The sequence below is a fragment of the Cytobacillus sp. MT66 genome, from assembly GCF_058792595.1.
The window spans coordinates 107,093-123,138 of sequence record NZ_JBXAFB010000008.1 but is presented as its reverse complement, the minus strand read 5'-3'; the positions used below and the strand labels follow the sequence as shown (position 1 = coordinate 123,138).

At 37.6% G+C, this 16,046-nt stretch carries 15 protein-coding genes; all 15 read left to right on the top strand.

All coding sequences use genetic code 11. The features are described from left to right. Positions 1-114: 114 nt before the first annotated feature. The 15 genes from AC1Q59_RS15610 (at position 115) to AC1Q59_RS15540 (ending at position 15,555) form a co-directional block, all read left to right on the top strand. The gene (locus AC1Q59_RS15610) at positions 115-5,235 is read left to right on the top strand and encodes a hypothetical protein (protein WP_492366775.1); all 5,121 of its coding nucleotides are present in this window, start codon (positions 115-117) and stop codon (positions 5,233-5,235) included. Positions 5,236-5,534: 299 nt separating this feature from the next. Then, on the top strand, positions 5,535-5,855 hold the full coding sequence (locus AC1Q59_RS15605; protein ID WP_492366774.1) for a hypothetical protein: 321 nt from the start codon (positions 5,535-5,537) through the stop codon (positions 5,853-5,855). A gap of 317 nt (positions 5,856-6,172) precedes the next feature. Further along, on the top strand, positions 6,173-6,715 hold the full coding sequence (locus tag AC1Q59_RS15600; protein ID WP_492366773.1) for a hypothetical protein: 543 nt from the start codon (positions 6,173-6,175) through the stop codon (positions 6,713-6,715). Further along, complete coding sequence (locus tag AC1Q59_RS15595) at positions 6,712-7,239, top strand: hypothetical protein (RefSeq protein ID WP_492366772.1); 528 nt, start codon at positions 6,712-6,714, stop codon at positions 7,237-7,239. Before AC1Q59_RS15600 ends, AC1Q59_RS15595 begins: the two co-directional genes overlap by 4 nt. After that, entirely contained in the window at positions 7,193-7,291 is a 99-nt protein-coding gene (locus tag AC1Q59_RS15590) for a helix-turn-helix domain-containing protein (RefSeq protein WP_492366882.1), read from the top strand. The genes AC1Q59_RS15595 and AC1Q59_RS15590 overlap by 47 nt, the downstream gene beginning before the upstream one ends. A 781-nt stretch (positions 7,292-8,072) precedes the next feature. Then, positions 8,073-8,414 (top strand): DUF6018 family natural product bioysynthesis protein, encoded by a 342-nt coding sequence (locus tag AC1Q59_RS15585; protein WP_492366771.1) that lies wholly within the window; start codon positions 8,073-8,075, stop codon positions 8,412-8,414. A gap of 25 nt (positions 8,415-8,439) precedes the next feature. Continuing rightward, positions 8,440-8,940, top strand: a complete 501-nt coding sequence (gene ssb, locus AC1Q59_RS15580; RefSeq protein ID WP_492366770.1) for a single-stranded DNA-binding protein — start codon at positions 8,440-8,442, stop codon at positions 8,938-8,940. 131 nt (positions 8,941-9,071) lie between these two features. Continuing rightward, positions 9,072-9,464 (top strand): DUF3846 domain-containing protein, encoded by a 393-nt coding sequence (locus AC1Q59_RS15575; RefSeq protein WP_492366769.1) that lies wholly within the window; start codon positions 9,072-9,074, stop codon positions 9,462-9,464. Further along, positions 9,461-10,510: a DUF6094 domain-containing protein gene (locus AC1Q59_RS15570; protein WP_492366768.1), complete on the top strand. Its 1,050-nt coding sequence runs from the start codon at positions 9,461-9,463 to the stop codon at positions 10,508-10,510. The genes AC1Q59_RS15575 and AC1Q59_RS15570 overlap by 4 nt, the downstream gene beginning before the upstream one ends. Positions 10,511-10,544: 34 nt before the next feature. Further along, positions 10,545-10,718 (top strand): hypothetical protein, encoded by a 174-nt coding sequence (locus tag AC1Q59_RS15565; RefSeq protein ID WP_492366767.1) that lies wholly within the window; start codon positions 10,545-10,547, stop codon positions 10,716-10,718. A 66-nt stretch (positions 10,719-10,784) separates the two neighbouring features. Further along, positions 10,785-11,177: a hypothetical protein gene (locus AC1Q59_RS15560; RefSeq protein WP_492366766.1), complete on the top strand. Its 393-nt coding sequence runs from the start codon at positions 10,785-10,787 to the stop codon at positions 11,175-11,177. Positions 11,178-11,317: 140 nt separating this feature from the next. Further along, positions 11,318-11,611 (top strand): hypothetical protein, encoded by a 294-nt coding sequence (locus AC1Q59_RS15555; RefSeq protein WP_492366765.1) that lies wholly within the window; start codon positions 11,318-11,320, stop codon positions 11,609-11,611. Positions 11,612-11,824: 213 nt separating this feature from the next. Then, positions 11,825-12,730 carry an ArdC-like ssDNA-binding domain-containing protein gene (locus AC1Q59_RS15550; protein ID WP_492366764.1) on the top strand — a complete coding sequence of 302 codons (906 nt, stop codon included), beginning with the start codon at positions 11,825-11,827 and terminating at the stop codon, positions 12,728-12,730. After that, positions 12,696-12,878 carry a hypothetical protein gene (locus tag AC1Q59_RS15545; protein WP_492366763.1) on the top strand — a complete coding sequence of 61 codons (183 nt, stop codon included), beginning with the start codon at positions 12,696-12,698 and terminating at the stop codon, positions 12,876-12,878. The genes AC1Q59_RS15550 and AC1Q59_RS15545 overlap by 35 nt, the downstream gene beginning before the upstream one ends. 49 nt (positions 12,879-12,927) lie before the next feature. After that, on the top strand, positions 12,928-15,555 hold the full coding sequence (locus tag AC1Q59_RS15540) for a helicase (RefSeq protein ID WP_492366762.1): 2,628 nt from the start codon (positions 12,928-12,930) through the stop codon (positions 15,553-15,555). Positions 15,556-16,046: the final 491 nt, after the last annotated feature.

Genomic DNA, 16,046 nt, shown 5'->3' with positions numbered 1-16,046 from the left:
AGGGTTAGGTATTATGTTTGTATAAATATAAATGTGAGGAGCACCCTCAAAGTACAAAACGACCCAGTGTTGTTCTGTCTTTGAGGGTGCTTTTTTTTATTGGAGGTGAAATGATTGAAACTAGCTATAAATATCAATAAGAAGGACAATGCAATGAAGTTTAATAGAAAAATATTTATCGTTTTATTGGTGCTTTTATTATCTCCAATATTATCAGTCCCTAATGATGAACAATTTGCCTTCGCTGCTGCCAAAATAAATACCCTTGGTGGACCTTCATCGGCAGTTCACCGGCAACATAATTCAAGTTTATGGGATGGATCTTTAAGCTCTGATAGTCGAGGGTATGAAAGATGGCTGTTAAGAAGTGTGAATGCAAACCGTTTTAACTGGCATCAATGGGCAGCACAAAATGGGTACTCTAACTGGAAAATCGTTGCAGGATATGAAAGCCCCTCAGCTTATACACCACCTCTGGGTTGGGAAATTCAAGGAATCCTTAAATATCCTGTTTATCGTCCTCGGACATATCCCATTTCCATTAGGGATTGTACTTTAGAAACAACTGGTAATATAAGTCCTCCAACTGAGGCGGGAGATGGAAGATGTACGCCACACACATTCAAAGGTACCTTATCTAGCAATCAGTGGGTTTTATCCATTTCCCAGTCCCATTGGAGACATTATGGTGATGCTTCAACATGGGAAGGGAAAACAGGGCCTTTTTATCTGTTTAATGCCGCACAACAGAATAGTTATGCTTATGATTTTCGTATCAAACCGATCGAAGATCCTGAACCACCTGGGGAGTGGATTCCACCTGACCCCGGAGGAGGAGATCCAGGGGGGGGAGACCCTGGAGATGGAGGTGGAGAAGACCCCGGACCACCGCAGCCGCCACCTAATATCCCACCTACTGTACGGATTGAAGGACCAGCAGAAGTAATGGCTGGGGAGGATTTTTGTGTTAATGCATTCGGGGAAGATGTTGATGGTACGGTTGAAGAATATAAGTATATCAATCCACCAAACGGCAGTTCCCAAAGGGAACCTTCCGACTCATTTCTTTGCGGTATTATCTACCCTAATATTGGAACCTACTCCATTTCTGTAAGAGCAATAGATGATGACGGAGCGTCAAGTTCTCCTGCAACTCACACAGTAAAAGTTATTGCCCCCCAACCGACTGCAGATTTTTACGTTTGGGGAACGGAAAAGGAAAATAGGAAAGTCACCCTAAAAGCGCTTGAGCCATATAATTATCGGATTGGGGTTATCGATGCCTTTCCAATGGTTGAAGAGAAGTGGTCCATAACCGCATTAGACCCTCAAAACCAACAATACATCAAAACCCATACCGACCTAAGTCAGAATTTATCGTATGATCAAATGATAGATGTCTTAATGAAGGTTAGGGGAGATTATAAGGTAAAACGGTATGTAAAAAATAGCGTTGGCCTTGAAGACACCGTAGAAAAAGTAATAAACATCAAACCTGATTTACTGCCCGTTGCTGATTTTGATATGGCAACGAAGATTTTTAGGGATGATGTAAAAGAGCAACCAGAACATTCTAAAGCTATCATTAAAGTAACAGATAAATCCTATTCAAATGACGATCAAATCAATCAACGTATCTGGTCGTATTATTACGATTCTAACAATGATGGCAACTTTGAGGATGAGGAAGAAGTTATTGTTTCAACGGAAAATGAAGAGAACCTAGAAATTAGGAATCTTGAAAAGGTAGGAAAATATCTGATTCATTTAAAGGTAATTGAGGATTTTGGGCAACCTACTATTGAGGATTTTGTGGTGCCAAAGGACCGTAGAAGACATCAAGTAACGGAAACCCAAATGGAGTTGAATATACCCATAAAACCAATAAAGGAACGAACAGTTACCGTTGACAACCTTGCTCCTAATGCCACCTATAATGTAAGGAAAAAAGGAGAAGCAGAAGAGCCCGAGAAAGACGAAATGACCGTTAGCCTACAAATTGGATTGGATCAGGATGCGACACCTTATTCATTGGCAGCTGTCGAAACGGGAATGGCTACTGCGCGAGAACGCTTGAATGCTGAAAACATCCAAGCCAATATAACTGTGAAACCATTAAAACAACCTTACAAGAAAGTTGTAGATATCTCCTCTTATTGGAGTAGTTCTTTCTTCGTATTAGATTCAGGGGAAGTTTATGCTGCCGGTAGTAATGGATATTCTGGAAGTGGTGGTGACCTATTTGGTTTAGGAACAAATGGGGGAGAATCTTATCCTACTCCAGTTAAAGTAGTTGAAACCTGGGCACCATCAAAAGTTGTTAAGGTTGCTTCAGCAAGTTCACATGCTTTATTTTTATTGGATAATGGCAATGTTTTTGCCACTGGACCAACTTATTACTCTGGAAGAAAATCTTCTAATTTCGCTTCTCAAGTTCAAAAAGGATATATGTATTTACCGTTAAACGCATCGGTAACTGATATCGATGCTGGCCAAGCTAGTTCTTTCTATTTACTTTCAAATGGGGATGTTTACGTAGAAGGCTGGGAATATCATGGTGAATTTTCTGATGGGCCGAATACTCCTCATTATTATATTAATAGAGCTACAGGTCAATGGGGTACAAATAGGATTGTTCAAGCATCGAATAGAATAGTTCACTCTTTATTTTTGGATCAAAATGGTAACGCTTATGCAGCAGGTAACAATGGATCTGGCGAATTGGGAACAGGGCAAAGTACTTCAACTGTTTTGCATAATGCCGCTCCTGTTAAAAAGCCTTGGGGTAATAAAAAGGTTGTAAAAGTAGCTGCTGGAGAGTATACATCCTATTTCTTAATAGAAAATGGAGATGTATATGCCGCGGGGCAAAACTATAATGGTCAATTAGGAATTGGGACTAGCGGATTAGGCAAGGATAAGAACAATCCAACTCTTGTCCATAAATCCTGGGGCACAGATAAGATTGTTGATATTGTAGGAGGTTATGATAGCGGCTTTTTCTTAACTGAACATGGAGATGTATATGGAGTCGGAAGTAACTCACAAGGTCAGCTTGGAAATGGAAATAAAGTAGACCAAAGCCGTCCAGTAAAAATGATCAATACATGGGGCAGTAATGAAAAGGTTGTAAAAATATCAAACTATCACACTTTTACGTTATTACTATTAGATACAGGTGAAGTATACGCTGTAGGTAACAACGCAACAGGACAACTTGGAAATGGAACCAAAACTAACTCTCTTCGTGCTGTACCCGTTTTAGATTCCTGGAACCAAAATAGAGAAATTGGTGCGTGGTCGGAAACTAACGATGACATGATGTTTGGAATCCTTTTAAGTAGAGGCGATGTTGATTCAACAGCTATTTCCAATTTAATGTTAGGGTATGATGCTCATTTTATTGGGGTAGGTACTTCAATTAATCGGTCTCAGATGGATGCGATTATACAAAGAAATATGAACCGTGGTACATTTCTAAGTGATGAACCTAATAGTTTATCCGAAGCAGAAAATCTAGAACGATTTGCTAATCAAATTGCAGATTACATTATTTCGGAAGCTCATAAGAAAAAAGAGGCTAAGGAACTCTATCTAACCCTAGATGAACAAGCAGAGTATCTAAAAGATTATAAGGATGCAGAAAACGATCCACTTTTAACAGAAAAATGGAAGTTTGACCATAATCCGTATTTTTTTGAAAATGATATGGGACAAGATTTGCGCCATCTTAAAGATTTGACTATTCCTATTGAAGAATTTACAAAGGTTGGCAGTTATCGCCCTATCTATACAGCTAAAGATGAACCTATATTTTGGAAAGACGATCGATTTGAGAGCTATAGAAAATGGGCTACGGAATATGATGAATGGTCCCTATATGTTCACAGAAAACCCGTGTCAGAATTTAGCTTTACTATAGAGACAAACAGAAGTTACACCATTACTAATGAAGCATATGATTTAGACAAGCAATCAATTGATATTGGAAATGGACCTGGAATTCGTAAACAGACTTGGTATTGGAGAGAAAAAGGGCGAAGCAATTGGCAAGAAGGATTACCCGCTTCTCCATTATCAAATAAAGTGTATGAAGTGAAGAATGAAGTGGTTGACTTCCAATACCGAGAAGAACATGTAGTTAAAGAATTGAATGCATCAGGTGTCAATGTACCACCTATCCCGTTATTTTCTCTAGATCAGGAGATCGAACAGGGGCAAATTTTTGTCCCAAAGGATATGTCTTATGATCCGAATGGTGATGATATAACGGAATGGCGCTGGTGGCTTAAAAAGGTGGACAAAGACGATCCTGACCCAACAGCAGACGTTAATTTTGAGGAGGTTCCTCCACAACCTGGTAGATTGAGTAATCCAGAATTAATGGTTGAGGAAAAAGGTACTTACATTGTTCGTTTGCAAGTAAAAGACGAACATGGTCTATGGTCTGCAGAGCCAAATAAGTATGCGTATCAAACCATTAATGTTTATTCAACCAACGAAGCACCAGTGGCAGGATTTACAGTAAAGAATGCATATGTAGGAAGTCCCTTAGTTGTCACATCTACAGCTGAAGACCCAAATGGAGATCCACTCACTTATTCATATCAAGTTGTTACTCCTTATGGCGATTCATTTATCGTAGAAACGGGGTCAACAGCGTTAGATAAGAGAGGAAACCCCATTACACTTGATGTGTTTGGAAACTTTAGTATTCAAACATATGATACAGAAGATGTAGGCACGTGGACTTTTACTCAAACCGTAACCGATCCCGATGGAGCGGGTGCACAGGATGGCCCGAAAATGGCTGAAGTATATCCTTTAATTCTGTCAGGAAACGTTTTTCATACTGATGAATGGCTACAGATTCATATGAAGGAAGGCAATCCACCTAACTCTTTCTATTCAGGAGAAAAATTCCTTTTAGGTGCGGATGTTTCGGATTATCCAATTAAATCCTCAAACGTATCTATTAGTGGTGTATTAGAAACTGGGGAACAGTTTAGTGCCAATGATTCTTTATCACAAGAGAGTAGCACCTATTTATCAGGAAGCTATTTTGAACAAAGGTTTGCTGAAAAAGGTACAATGATTAAAAAAGGATCAGAAGTATCCTTTGTATTTAGTGTTATTTATGAAAATGACTATTCTCCAGAGGAATTTGAAGTTCGAGTCAATATAATTGGAAATGTCTTTAATTACTTAAATTCAAGATACCATAGAAATTATTAATGGGATGGAAGACTGTTTAAATTTTTAAGCAGTCTTCTTTTTTTGTTACTTGTAAAAACATTTTTCAATCAGGAACCCTTGAATTTTCGGAAAATTCTTGATTGTGTTACTGGAAATTTGTATGATTATATTGACTATAAACAATTCATTTTTAGGAAGATTTTCTTCTACATATGTTACTATAAGGTAAAATAATATTTGCTTAAAGGCAACATAGATATGGAAGGTACTCGCCAAATTATCTAGAAGAATTAAAAATTTATCTTTTGTAATTATTTGACCAGGAAGGTTGTGTACAGTTGTTGGGGCAGCAATATACTGAATATTTTTACACACGAACTAAGAATATTGACCAAGGTAATAATGAGTTATTTCTGTTTGTCGGATTAACAAAAAAAACATATCAAACCCTTGGTATATCAACTCGAAAAAAGGTAGAACCTATTTTTTCAGAAGTAAAGGAAATGTCCGCAGCTGATTCGCTTAATAAGTACAATTTAATACCAGAAGGTACTGTAATTGTTGAAGTTACTGAAAAGGAATTTGAAGGTTTAGTCCAGACATCAAAAGAAAATGTAGATCGTTTAATTTTTTATTTCCTTGATGCTCGCCCTTCCTAGCTTGAAAAGATGATAACTTTTTTGTATGCTTAAATTATCTTGATTTCTTTTTCTTTATGCGGTATTAAGTTACACGCGGTTAATAAAATAATAAGCCTTTGGGGCTGTTTGTGTATCATGGTTTCTTTACCATGGCTACCAAACAACCTCAAAGGCTTTTTGCGTTCTATAAAGGAATCAAGGTAAAAACTTTGAGAAAGGGTGTTATGAATGAAGAAAAGTTGTAAAAAGATCAGGGTGAGAGGAAATTGTCTGTTTAGTTGTCAATGGGAGATATTGAATATCGGTAAATTTATAGAATATGAGGTGAAATAAACATGTACAAAATTACATGTTTTCTAAAGGAAGAACAAGAGGATCTCCTTGCATTTCTGCGCCCCCTTCAATTTACCGTAGACAGAAGTAAAAAATTGATATGGGATAATGGGTTAACTCATTTTATTATAGAGCCATTTTCCTACAGAGGTAGAGAAACCCAAGGGTATAGGATTTATTTCAATGGAACTCCAGAATCTTATCAATACTTGTTTGATCGATTCCTTGGGTATTTCTCCCCCTCAATATGTGGGATTGAATTTAAAATGAGTACTGGTGAAAAACAGGAGTTTCTTATTTCTAAATCGGAAAAAGCGGGATTTACCCGAGGAGGCATGTATGGAATTTACACCTTCAAAGGTGTAAGAATTGTCATATTTCCAAATGGAGAAATTAATTTACAAATAAGAAATCGTAAATTTCAGATGTCGCAAATTGCGAGTTTTGCAAAAGAGATTGAGAATGTGGTTAAAGTCTTCCAACCACAAAATTTCAATCTCTTTTCTTTTGAACAAATTTATGAACAAGAGGGGTATGCCTCATGACCAATCAAAAACAGGCAGCTTTGTCAGCTTCAGAATTTATTAGTTTCATTGAGTCTGGGGACTATAGGAAAATGAAGCAAACCGAAGTCTTTTTAAAGCAAGCTAAGGTTTGTTTAAGGGAGATGTTAATAGAGTGGGAAGGAAAAAGGCATGAATTTAAAGATCTTAATATGGTAGCTAAATTCGTCCCTAAAAAGGTATATGAAACCGATCACTCTGGTTTAATCGAGGAACTTCTTTGCTATGTGAGGCATGATTTTATATTCTCGCTCATTCGATTAGAGCCAAAAGCAATAAAAGAAAATGAAATTTACGAAACACTTAGAGAATACCTGCTTCCAAAAACCTTTTATGTACGTCCTACATTAAATAAGGCAGGCAAGATGCAGGTTAGCTTACATGATTATATTTTTGGAGGTCAAACTGAAAAAGAGTTGATAGCTGAAATTAAGGAAACGTCCTTGCAGTACAAACAAAATCGCCTTAAAAGCTGGACTAAGTGCAGCCGAGATTACACGTATTGAGAGTGGCTTAAGAACAAATCCGTCTGTTCCAATATTATATACACTGGCTTAGACGTTGAATATTCGTTCAGTCGAGCTTTTGGCTGCAGCTGGGTGGAAAAAATTTGATTATATTCCGCGCAAATTATCCGCAGTAGATAAAGGGAACAAAGTAGCGGTTTGTCATATTTGTAAAAAAATATGTGGTGAGTTCCTCTTTCATGAGGATACAGAAATAAATATCATTTGTCCTTGTGGACAATCATGTTCGATTTACCCTCTGACATTGAAGGTTAATCCTGATGAAAAATAAGAGGGAATAGGTAAAGTTAAATATAAAACGGGATTGCTAAATTATAGGATTTCTATAATAGTAGCAATCCCTTTTATCGCAATAATAAAATTAAAGTATATCAACCGGAGTCGCAATGTTTTTTATTTTTAAATTTATTTTATTGAACTCATTTCAATTATGTATTACACCCTTCCCTTTCCATGTAAATCCCTCCCTTTGTTACTTTATCCCACAGTCACTTTTCCATTTTTCCACTGAGTTTGAGAACTAAAGAGGAAGGGGGAAGGATTCAAAATTATATTAGTATGATTTTCAATTGAATAATAATTTAGTGGTATTATTTCCCTTCCTATTCAATTTCTATCATGTTATAATATGATTAACTTATTTTTCATTTTGTCTTTTTGCCACTATTTTGTGTGCGGTTTATACAACGTTAAGCCTTTGGGGCTGTTTGTGATACATGGAATTATCTGTGTCTAACAAGCAACCTCAAAGGCTTTTTTGCATTTTCAGAGATCTGGAAAATAAGTAAAAACTTTGAGAAAGGGTGTTGAAAATGGTTCGATTAATGCCTGTTATTAACTATGCAGAAGCAAAGATTGACCAGATTAATCATGAGGTGTTTGGAGGGGATGCAAATTGTAGATATTTCCGATTGGAAATGCGAACACCTGATGGAAAGAGACGGTTTTATAGCCTTAAAGCTGATTCAAAAGAAGAGGCCAGAACAGAGGCGAAGGAACTTATTCATTGTATGATGAGTTCATTTCAAGATGAACGCATTATGTGGAGAATGGTCGGAGATAAGAATTGGAATCTTGGATCAGCCCTTGCAAAGAAATCAAAAAAGTCAATTATTCATCGAGCACTCGGTTACTTTTTTGATTTAGAGGATTAGTTTTAAAACCAAGGAGGTAAATAATATGATAAATCGAACAATTTTGGTCGGAAGACTTACTAAAGATCCTGAACTAAAATGCACCCCGAGTGGCGTTGCGGTTACTACTTTTACCTTAGCAGTTAATCGTACCTTTACTAACCAACAAGGGGAGCGGGAGGCAGATTATATTCATTGTCAGGCTTGGAGGAAATCTGCTGAAAATGTAGCTAATTACCTTCGTAAGGGTAGCCTGGTCGGTGTTGATGGGCGTTTGCAATCACGAAGTTATGAAAATGCAGATGGAAAAAGGGTGTTTGTTACTGAAATTGTTGCTGACAGCGTACAGTTCCTTGAACCAAAGAAGGAAACTCAGGGACATGTTCAAAATCCTTTGGCCCAGCAAGGTAATAGTTCCAGAACACAAAATAATAACAGGCCTCAACAGGATCATTCTAATATGAGAAACCAAGGTTTTGATTATAGTAATGATCCATTTGCTCATAGTAGTAATGTAGAGTTACCTGGTGAGGAATGGCCTTTTTAACAAGTGTTAGGGTGAGTTATATCATATTTTACAAAAAAGAGTATCCAAAAAGGATACTCTTTTTGTGCTAGTAATGATCCCGGTAAATCCTGACCCTTTTGGCAGGTTCGGTTATGAGGAGAAATAGTAAGATGATTGCAACAAAGGTTAATGCTTTAATGAAAAAAGTTAATCGGCATCAATGGACTGCAGAATCAATATCGTCATTAGATGATATGCAAAGTCTTGTTGGTGGCTATGTCGAAAGATTATCCTTACCCCATAATATTCATTTATGGGTAAATGAAGAAGCAGCACTCACTAAACTGGAACTTAACTTAATGTTGATATGGGACGATCATCCACGTTTTCATCAACCTATATTCGGTCCAGTTTTTTTAACAAGTTTTGATAACCATGGAGAGATGACTTCTTTAACAGATAAACAAAAACAGTGGCTAACTCACCATTTAGTACACGTTCGTTTGGCAAATGGACAAAACTTAATTGCCATTGACCTTCGTGAGAGAGGTGAGTTTAAGTGAGTCAAATTGGAAACAAGATCAAGGCCGGTTACTTCCGTACTCCAGATAGACAAGGAGAGTATATAAAATCCCTTCTTTCCTTTTCAGAGAGTACTGCAGCATTCGATCCAACTTGTGGTGAAGGACTCATTTTAAAACAACTCACAACAGGTCATGAAGATATTGAGATCCGCAGCTACGGAGTGGAATTGGATAAAGGGCGTGCAGAAAAAGCCAATGAGCTGTTAGATCATGTTATTCAAGCTCCTATCGAAAGTATGGTCATTTCTCACGATGTATTTGGATTGCTCTTCTTGAATCCACCATACGATCATACCATGCTGGGGATTGGAGATGATAAATCCGAAAGGAAAGAGTATACCGAACTTGTTCGGAATACCAAATATCTTGCACCAAATGGGGTAATGGTTTATATCATTCCTTCATATCGATATGCTGATACTAAAATCTCAAGATTCTTAGCAACTCATTTTGAGGACATCGCAATAATTAGATTCTCGGATGAGGATTATGATGAGTATCGTCAGTGTATCTTTATTGGAAGGAAAAAATCTTCTACCCATAAGGAGTTAAATGCTAAGCTATTTGAGTTTCTTAATTTAATGGATAATGAGGAACATATTCTTCAGAATGTAACCCCAATAAACCGATTAGTTGGCCATAAAGTATGGGAGGTACCTGGTGGAATAACAGAAGTGCCTACCTTTTACTCAAGGATAGAGAATAAAAAAGAATTTGTGGACTTAATCCGCTCCAATAAAGGGTTTCAGGCATTTAAGGAAAGAACAAAACCTAAACAATTGGTTGTAGGCGGAGATCCAATTATCAATATTGCCCAAGGTCAAATGGCCTTATTATTGGCTTCTGGTGCTGTAAACGGATTAATTGGTGAAGGTGATACACTCCATGCGGTCCAAGGAATGGAGATTGTCTCTCACATTCTTACAGAGGAAAAGACAGAGCATTCAGTAGTTACAAAGAAGAGAACCAAAAGAGACGTGTCGGTTAAAATCATTACACCCACAAAAGTGAAAAAGCTGGTGTAGAGAAATTATCATTTAAAACGGGGAGGAAAATCAATTGGAATATTGTCAAAAGAAAATGAAACGTTTTCTAGAACAGGATGCTTTATTGAGATTTGCTGTAAAAGACTTAATTAAAAGAGGGCACGAGGAAGAGCTTGCTTTGCAGGTTGTATTTAACTCATATGTTCGTGATGAATCGGAAATGGAAGCCATTTACGAATCCTTTTAATTTATGGGAGCGGGAGCAGACATTAAAAGTTTGCTCCTTTTATTTTTTAAAAAGGAGTATATGGAAATGATTAAAGAGATCCTGCCTGACATTATAAAGAATATCAAGGATAGTTATTTTGCTGAAATTGATAAGGATGCTGCCGATAAAGTTATAACACATATAACCTCTTTGGCAGAACAAGATAAGAGATCGGTTTTATCGCTAATAGCCAAACTGAAAACACCTGACGTGAATGAATGGAATCTTTACGCAGTTGCGTGGAGAACAATTGAAAGGACAGTAAAGTATTCATTTCAAATTGGGGATACAATTAAATTTAATAGGAGAATAAGGACAATCAAAAGTATTGATTTAAAAGATAGATCAGTGTCATTGGAAAATGGAGAGATTGCACCTTTAGTATCGATTAAAGAGGTAAAGATTACCTCCATACCTGGACAATTAAGTTTATTTTAGTTTTTTTCATTGTTCTTGATAGGCGTTGTTGTTATAATATCTTTGTTATTGCGATACTATTTAGTGTCTGCGGGTTTGTTAACAAAAGCTCTTTTGGAGCCACACGTTTATTCGTGCGGAACTAAAAGAGCTTTTTTATTTTGTTTGAAGGGAGAAAGAAAAGTATGAATAATAATCAACTAGTAACGTATTGTATAGCGGATGAATTACTCCAATATGAATTTGGTTTCTTGCATTGTGATGGTAAGATTGAGGTAATTGTCATTAATCATAAAACATCTCAAGTACGGACATTAGGCTATTGTATAAGTTTAACAGATGCAGTATTCATCCTCGAAACATGCATTCAATATGGATTTCAAGAGAAGGGGATGACATTTAAAGCTGTTCCAGGTTATCAATTTAACAGATCGATGGAACCCATGGGGGTTTAGTAGTCTTTTCATAAATTTTCCGTTATAATAATATCATACTTTTCTTCTTTCTTTTTTTTAGCGACACATTGTAGTGTCTGCGGTGACGACTAAATATAAGCCTTTGGGCGTTTGGATGTTGTAGTTACTACTACTTAACAACAAGCTGCCCAAAGGCTTTTTTGCGTTCATCAGAAAGATGATGAGTAACAAACTTGGGAAAGGGTGTTAAACATGGCTAAAAAAGCGAATAAGCGCCGAACAGCTGAGGAGAAAAAAGAGCAGGTGGAGCAATTGCTTCAATCACTCGAGGAAGGAGTTAAAAACTTTGAATACAGTCCTGAGAAATACATGGCCATTATGAAAATGCAGGCTCTCATGCCACATTATTCGTTTAGAAATATAATGTTGGCCAAGCTTCAATTACCAAATGCCTGCTTTATTGCTTCCTTCAAACGATGGAAGGAATTGGGCCGTAATGTCATTAAGGGAGAAAAAGCTATTAGAATTTTAGCTCCCCGATTTAAAAAAGAAGTTGATGAATTAAGCGGAGAAGATGAGTTGAAACTAATTGGATTTCTCGGAGTACCAGTATTTGACGTGACCCAAACAGAAGGGGAGCCCCTTCCTATTGACCGGATCAATTTAACACTTGATGGGTCATCAGAAGAAGCTATTCAAATCTTTGAATGGGTGAAGATTTTAGCTAAAGAAGATGATTGTCCTGTGACTTTAAAGAAAATTTCCGGTGCCAATGGCTATTACAGTCTTACAGATCATGAAATTGTAGTAGATTGTGATTTATCCATTAATCATCGGGCAAAAACAGGTGTTCATGAGCTAGTACACAGTCGTGTCCATCGGAACATTAAAGGCACTACAGCAGAGGAAAGAGAATGTGTTACTGAGGGTGTTGCCTTTATTTGTTGTAGTTACTTTGGATTAGATACCTCCGAGTATTCATTCGAATATGTGAAGGGATGGTCTAAAGATGGTGGGGAGTCTCTTATGAAATATGGAGAGATTATTCAAAAGACAGCCAATGCACTTATACAGGACTTTGAGAGAGTTGAGATGAGTTCAAATGACTCAGAGGGGATGAACAGTGAAGATGAACAAGCTGCCGTCCTATCCGCATAATGTAGAAGATTGGGGAATTATTCAATTAGGTGAACACCCCGAGATTCAAGGAGAAAAACTAATAAAAGTATGTGTAGCTCAATCACTCGGCTATACATCAACAGAGGAAGAAGCAATCCAAATGATTGAGATACTACAAAACTGGTAGTCAATCAATTACAGGGTTGCTTTTTTATTTTTAGAAGGAGAGGAATTAGATGAACTATTTAAAAGAGTCAGAAGATCACCCGAAAATGTTTCAGGTATATCTTAAGCAAGCTTGGCACGAAGTATTTTGCTATGCAATGGCTTTTGAGGACAGCGGACGTTATGAGGACAAATTATTATTCACCATTGTAAGCGGTAGTGATTCTGCATTGCAATCACTTAAAGGTGCAATCGATGTTGGTTCTCATGGAGGTTTGAAGTTTGGATACGGGATTAAGGAATTGACCGGTTATCGTTTTCAAACCGAGAAGTCTCTATTCGCTGAAAAAGGGAAATATGAGAAGTTTCCCATGACGTTAAATCGGAATAGAAAGGCAATAGCGATTGTCCATGAGGATGTTTTGAACAATAGAAGGTACGTACCTTCATTCGATGGAAACCCGGCTCATGATATCGCCCAATTACTTGGTGGATCAAATTACGGGCTTCATATTTTACCAGAGTGGGAGGAAATAGTATTAAGCGAGTTAATTCGTAATGATTATTTGGAAGAGCATGAGTTGTATTACGACCGAGACCTCTTCCCAAAGGGGTTATTCCTTTATTCAATTAACCTAACAGAAGAACAGGCTGATTTGTTTATTGAACGCCTCTTAAGAGAGGGGAAAATCACCTTCCCAAGGAGCGGAACCGGAGAGGAAGTGGCTAAAACTGAAGATCTTACTTCCTATCTGCTTAACTACAATGAAGCCATGGTGGAAAAATTGGCTAAAACTGTAGAGCCTGATCATAATCCATTAGTTGATGAATCTTTAAAGCATTTTAACAACTACCCAAGGGAGTTATTCCCTGTTCAATCACACGTTGCTACAGCTGTTGCAAAACGATTACGTAAACAAAAGGCTGTGATTATACAGGGTGAAATGAGCACCGGAAAATCAGCTATCATGACAGCAATTGCTGACGGTTATCATGCGACGAAAGGGAAAAAGGGATATCACGTATGTTTGATGTGTCCTTCGTCTTTGACAAAGAAATGGCCAGAAGAAATTAGAGAACTATTGCCTAATGCAAAAATACACGTCATTACGAAGACTGAACACCTAATTAAGTACCATTCTGAGTGGGTGAGACAAGGAAAACCTAAATCACAAGTCCCAACATTTTTTGTAATTTCTTTTACAACAATGAGGGGTGATGCGCGCACTATTCCAGCAGTGGATTTTGAAATAAAGAAAACCTCAAAGCAGCGTATTTCGGATGAAGATCCAGCTTATCGTTTGGGTTACTATTGTCCAGATTGTGGGAAACCGCACCAAACAATTGAGTCTATTCATACGGAAATTGATGAACACGGAAATGAATTTGATGTTCCTGTGATTCATAATATGACCCCGGATGAATTTGGAGAAGCTCGTCGTTTAACTAATAGTGTTAAGCCTGCCAATGCATTTTGTTTTCACTGTGGTGGGGCACTATGGACGAAAAAGGTACCAACTCGTTATAAAGGTTTTAACGAATGGGCAAGATTTGAAAAAAAATTACAACACGCGATGTATCAAAATAATCCATCTCTTGTTAAGCACATACAAAGGTCTCAACCCGATATTCCAAAGGTTGTTGGAATGCCGAAAAGGGTTGCTGCCATCGAGTATATCCGAAGAAAAATGAAAAGCTTTTTTGACATAACCATTTGTGATGAAGTACATGAACTTAAGGGTGGAATGACAGCACAAGGGAATTCACTTGGAAGTCTTGCAAAGGTTTCAAAGAAGGTTGTTGCTGGTACCGGAACATTATTTGGAGGAAAAAGTGAGGATATTTATTATCTCCTCTGGAGACTATTCCCTCATGATATGGCCGCAAGCGGTTATAAATACGAGGAAGTCACCCGTTTTAATGAAGAATACGGAAATGTAGAGGAAACCACTTACGAGCAAAAGGACAGCTCTGGAGAGTATTCAAACACTAATTCGAGAGGTGGAAATCGACGAACGACCAAAAAGGTTCTTCCAGGGATTTCGCCATTCATCTACGGACGGTATATGGTCCACAATGTTATCAATGTGCGATTAAAAGATGTATGGCCAGACCCAGTTGAATTGGTCGATACCCCAACCATCTTCGTACCTATGACAGAACAATTACGCTCCCATTATCAAGGAATGATTTCTGCTTTTGAGCATGCCATTCATGAATGGGATGACGGCCATAAGCTTTATCTACCGATGACTGATTATGGAATAGCTTACGCAGACAACCCATTCTCTTTTCCCGATGCAACAATGAAAAATATCGATGGAACGAGATCTTTGGTATGGAAAGCTACTCATCTTGATGAAAATTGCACCCTGCCTAAAGAAAAAAAGTTACAAGAAATTATTCAAGGTGAGATGGCAGAAGGTCGTAAATCTATTGTTTATGTTCGGGATACTGGTTCATCAGTAGCAGAAAGAGATATTCGACCGCGCTTAAAAAAGAAGCTTGAAGAAATTGGAGCGACTGTTTGTATTCTAGATACAAGTACTACCTCCACAAATTCAAGAAGTGAATGGTTAAGAAAGAAAATAGAATCGGAGAATTATGATGTTTGTATTGTTTCTCAAGAATTGGTAAAAGTTGGGCTTGATTTGCTCTGTACACCGACTTTGATTTACGTGCGAATCGTTCATTACTGAAAAGGTAATGCACCTCAATGAAATTAATGGAGGGAGAACTTCTATTCCGAAGAGTGAAATGACAGGGTAACGCCTTGAAGCGCTCTCCTTAAAGCTACGACGTGCAGGGATTAACACGAAATAAGAACTGTACGAAGCTCGTTAAAGTCGGCAGAGGTAGACCGTAAGTTAGCTTTACTAATACGAAATGGTTCCAGCGGTGGAATCTGTTTATGATATGCCGGAGGTCGTTAAAAACTAAATATGGTGAGAATGTAGAAATACTGACGAACTTGCGAATGTACGGCTCTAGAGAGTGGAAACGATAGAAATGTCGTTCATGCAATAAAGGCATGGTGTCTGTGGGTTAGTAAAACTGTAGATTATGAAACCCCATAAATAGTTACAGGCTATTTCAAGGACACAGGGCTAAAGCAAGCACCTAAGTTTAGGTATTGATAGGAATAGAGGAACGGTGAAAGCTACGAATGTGGAGAAATCGTGTTCTATGA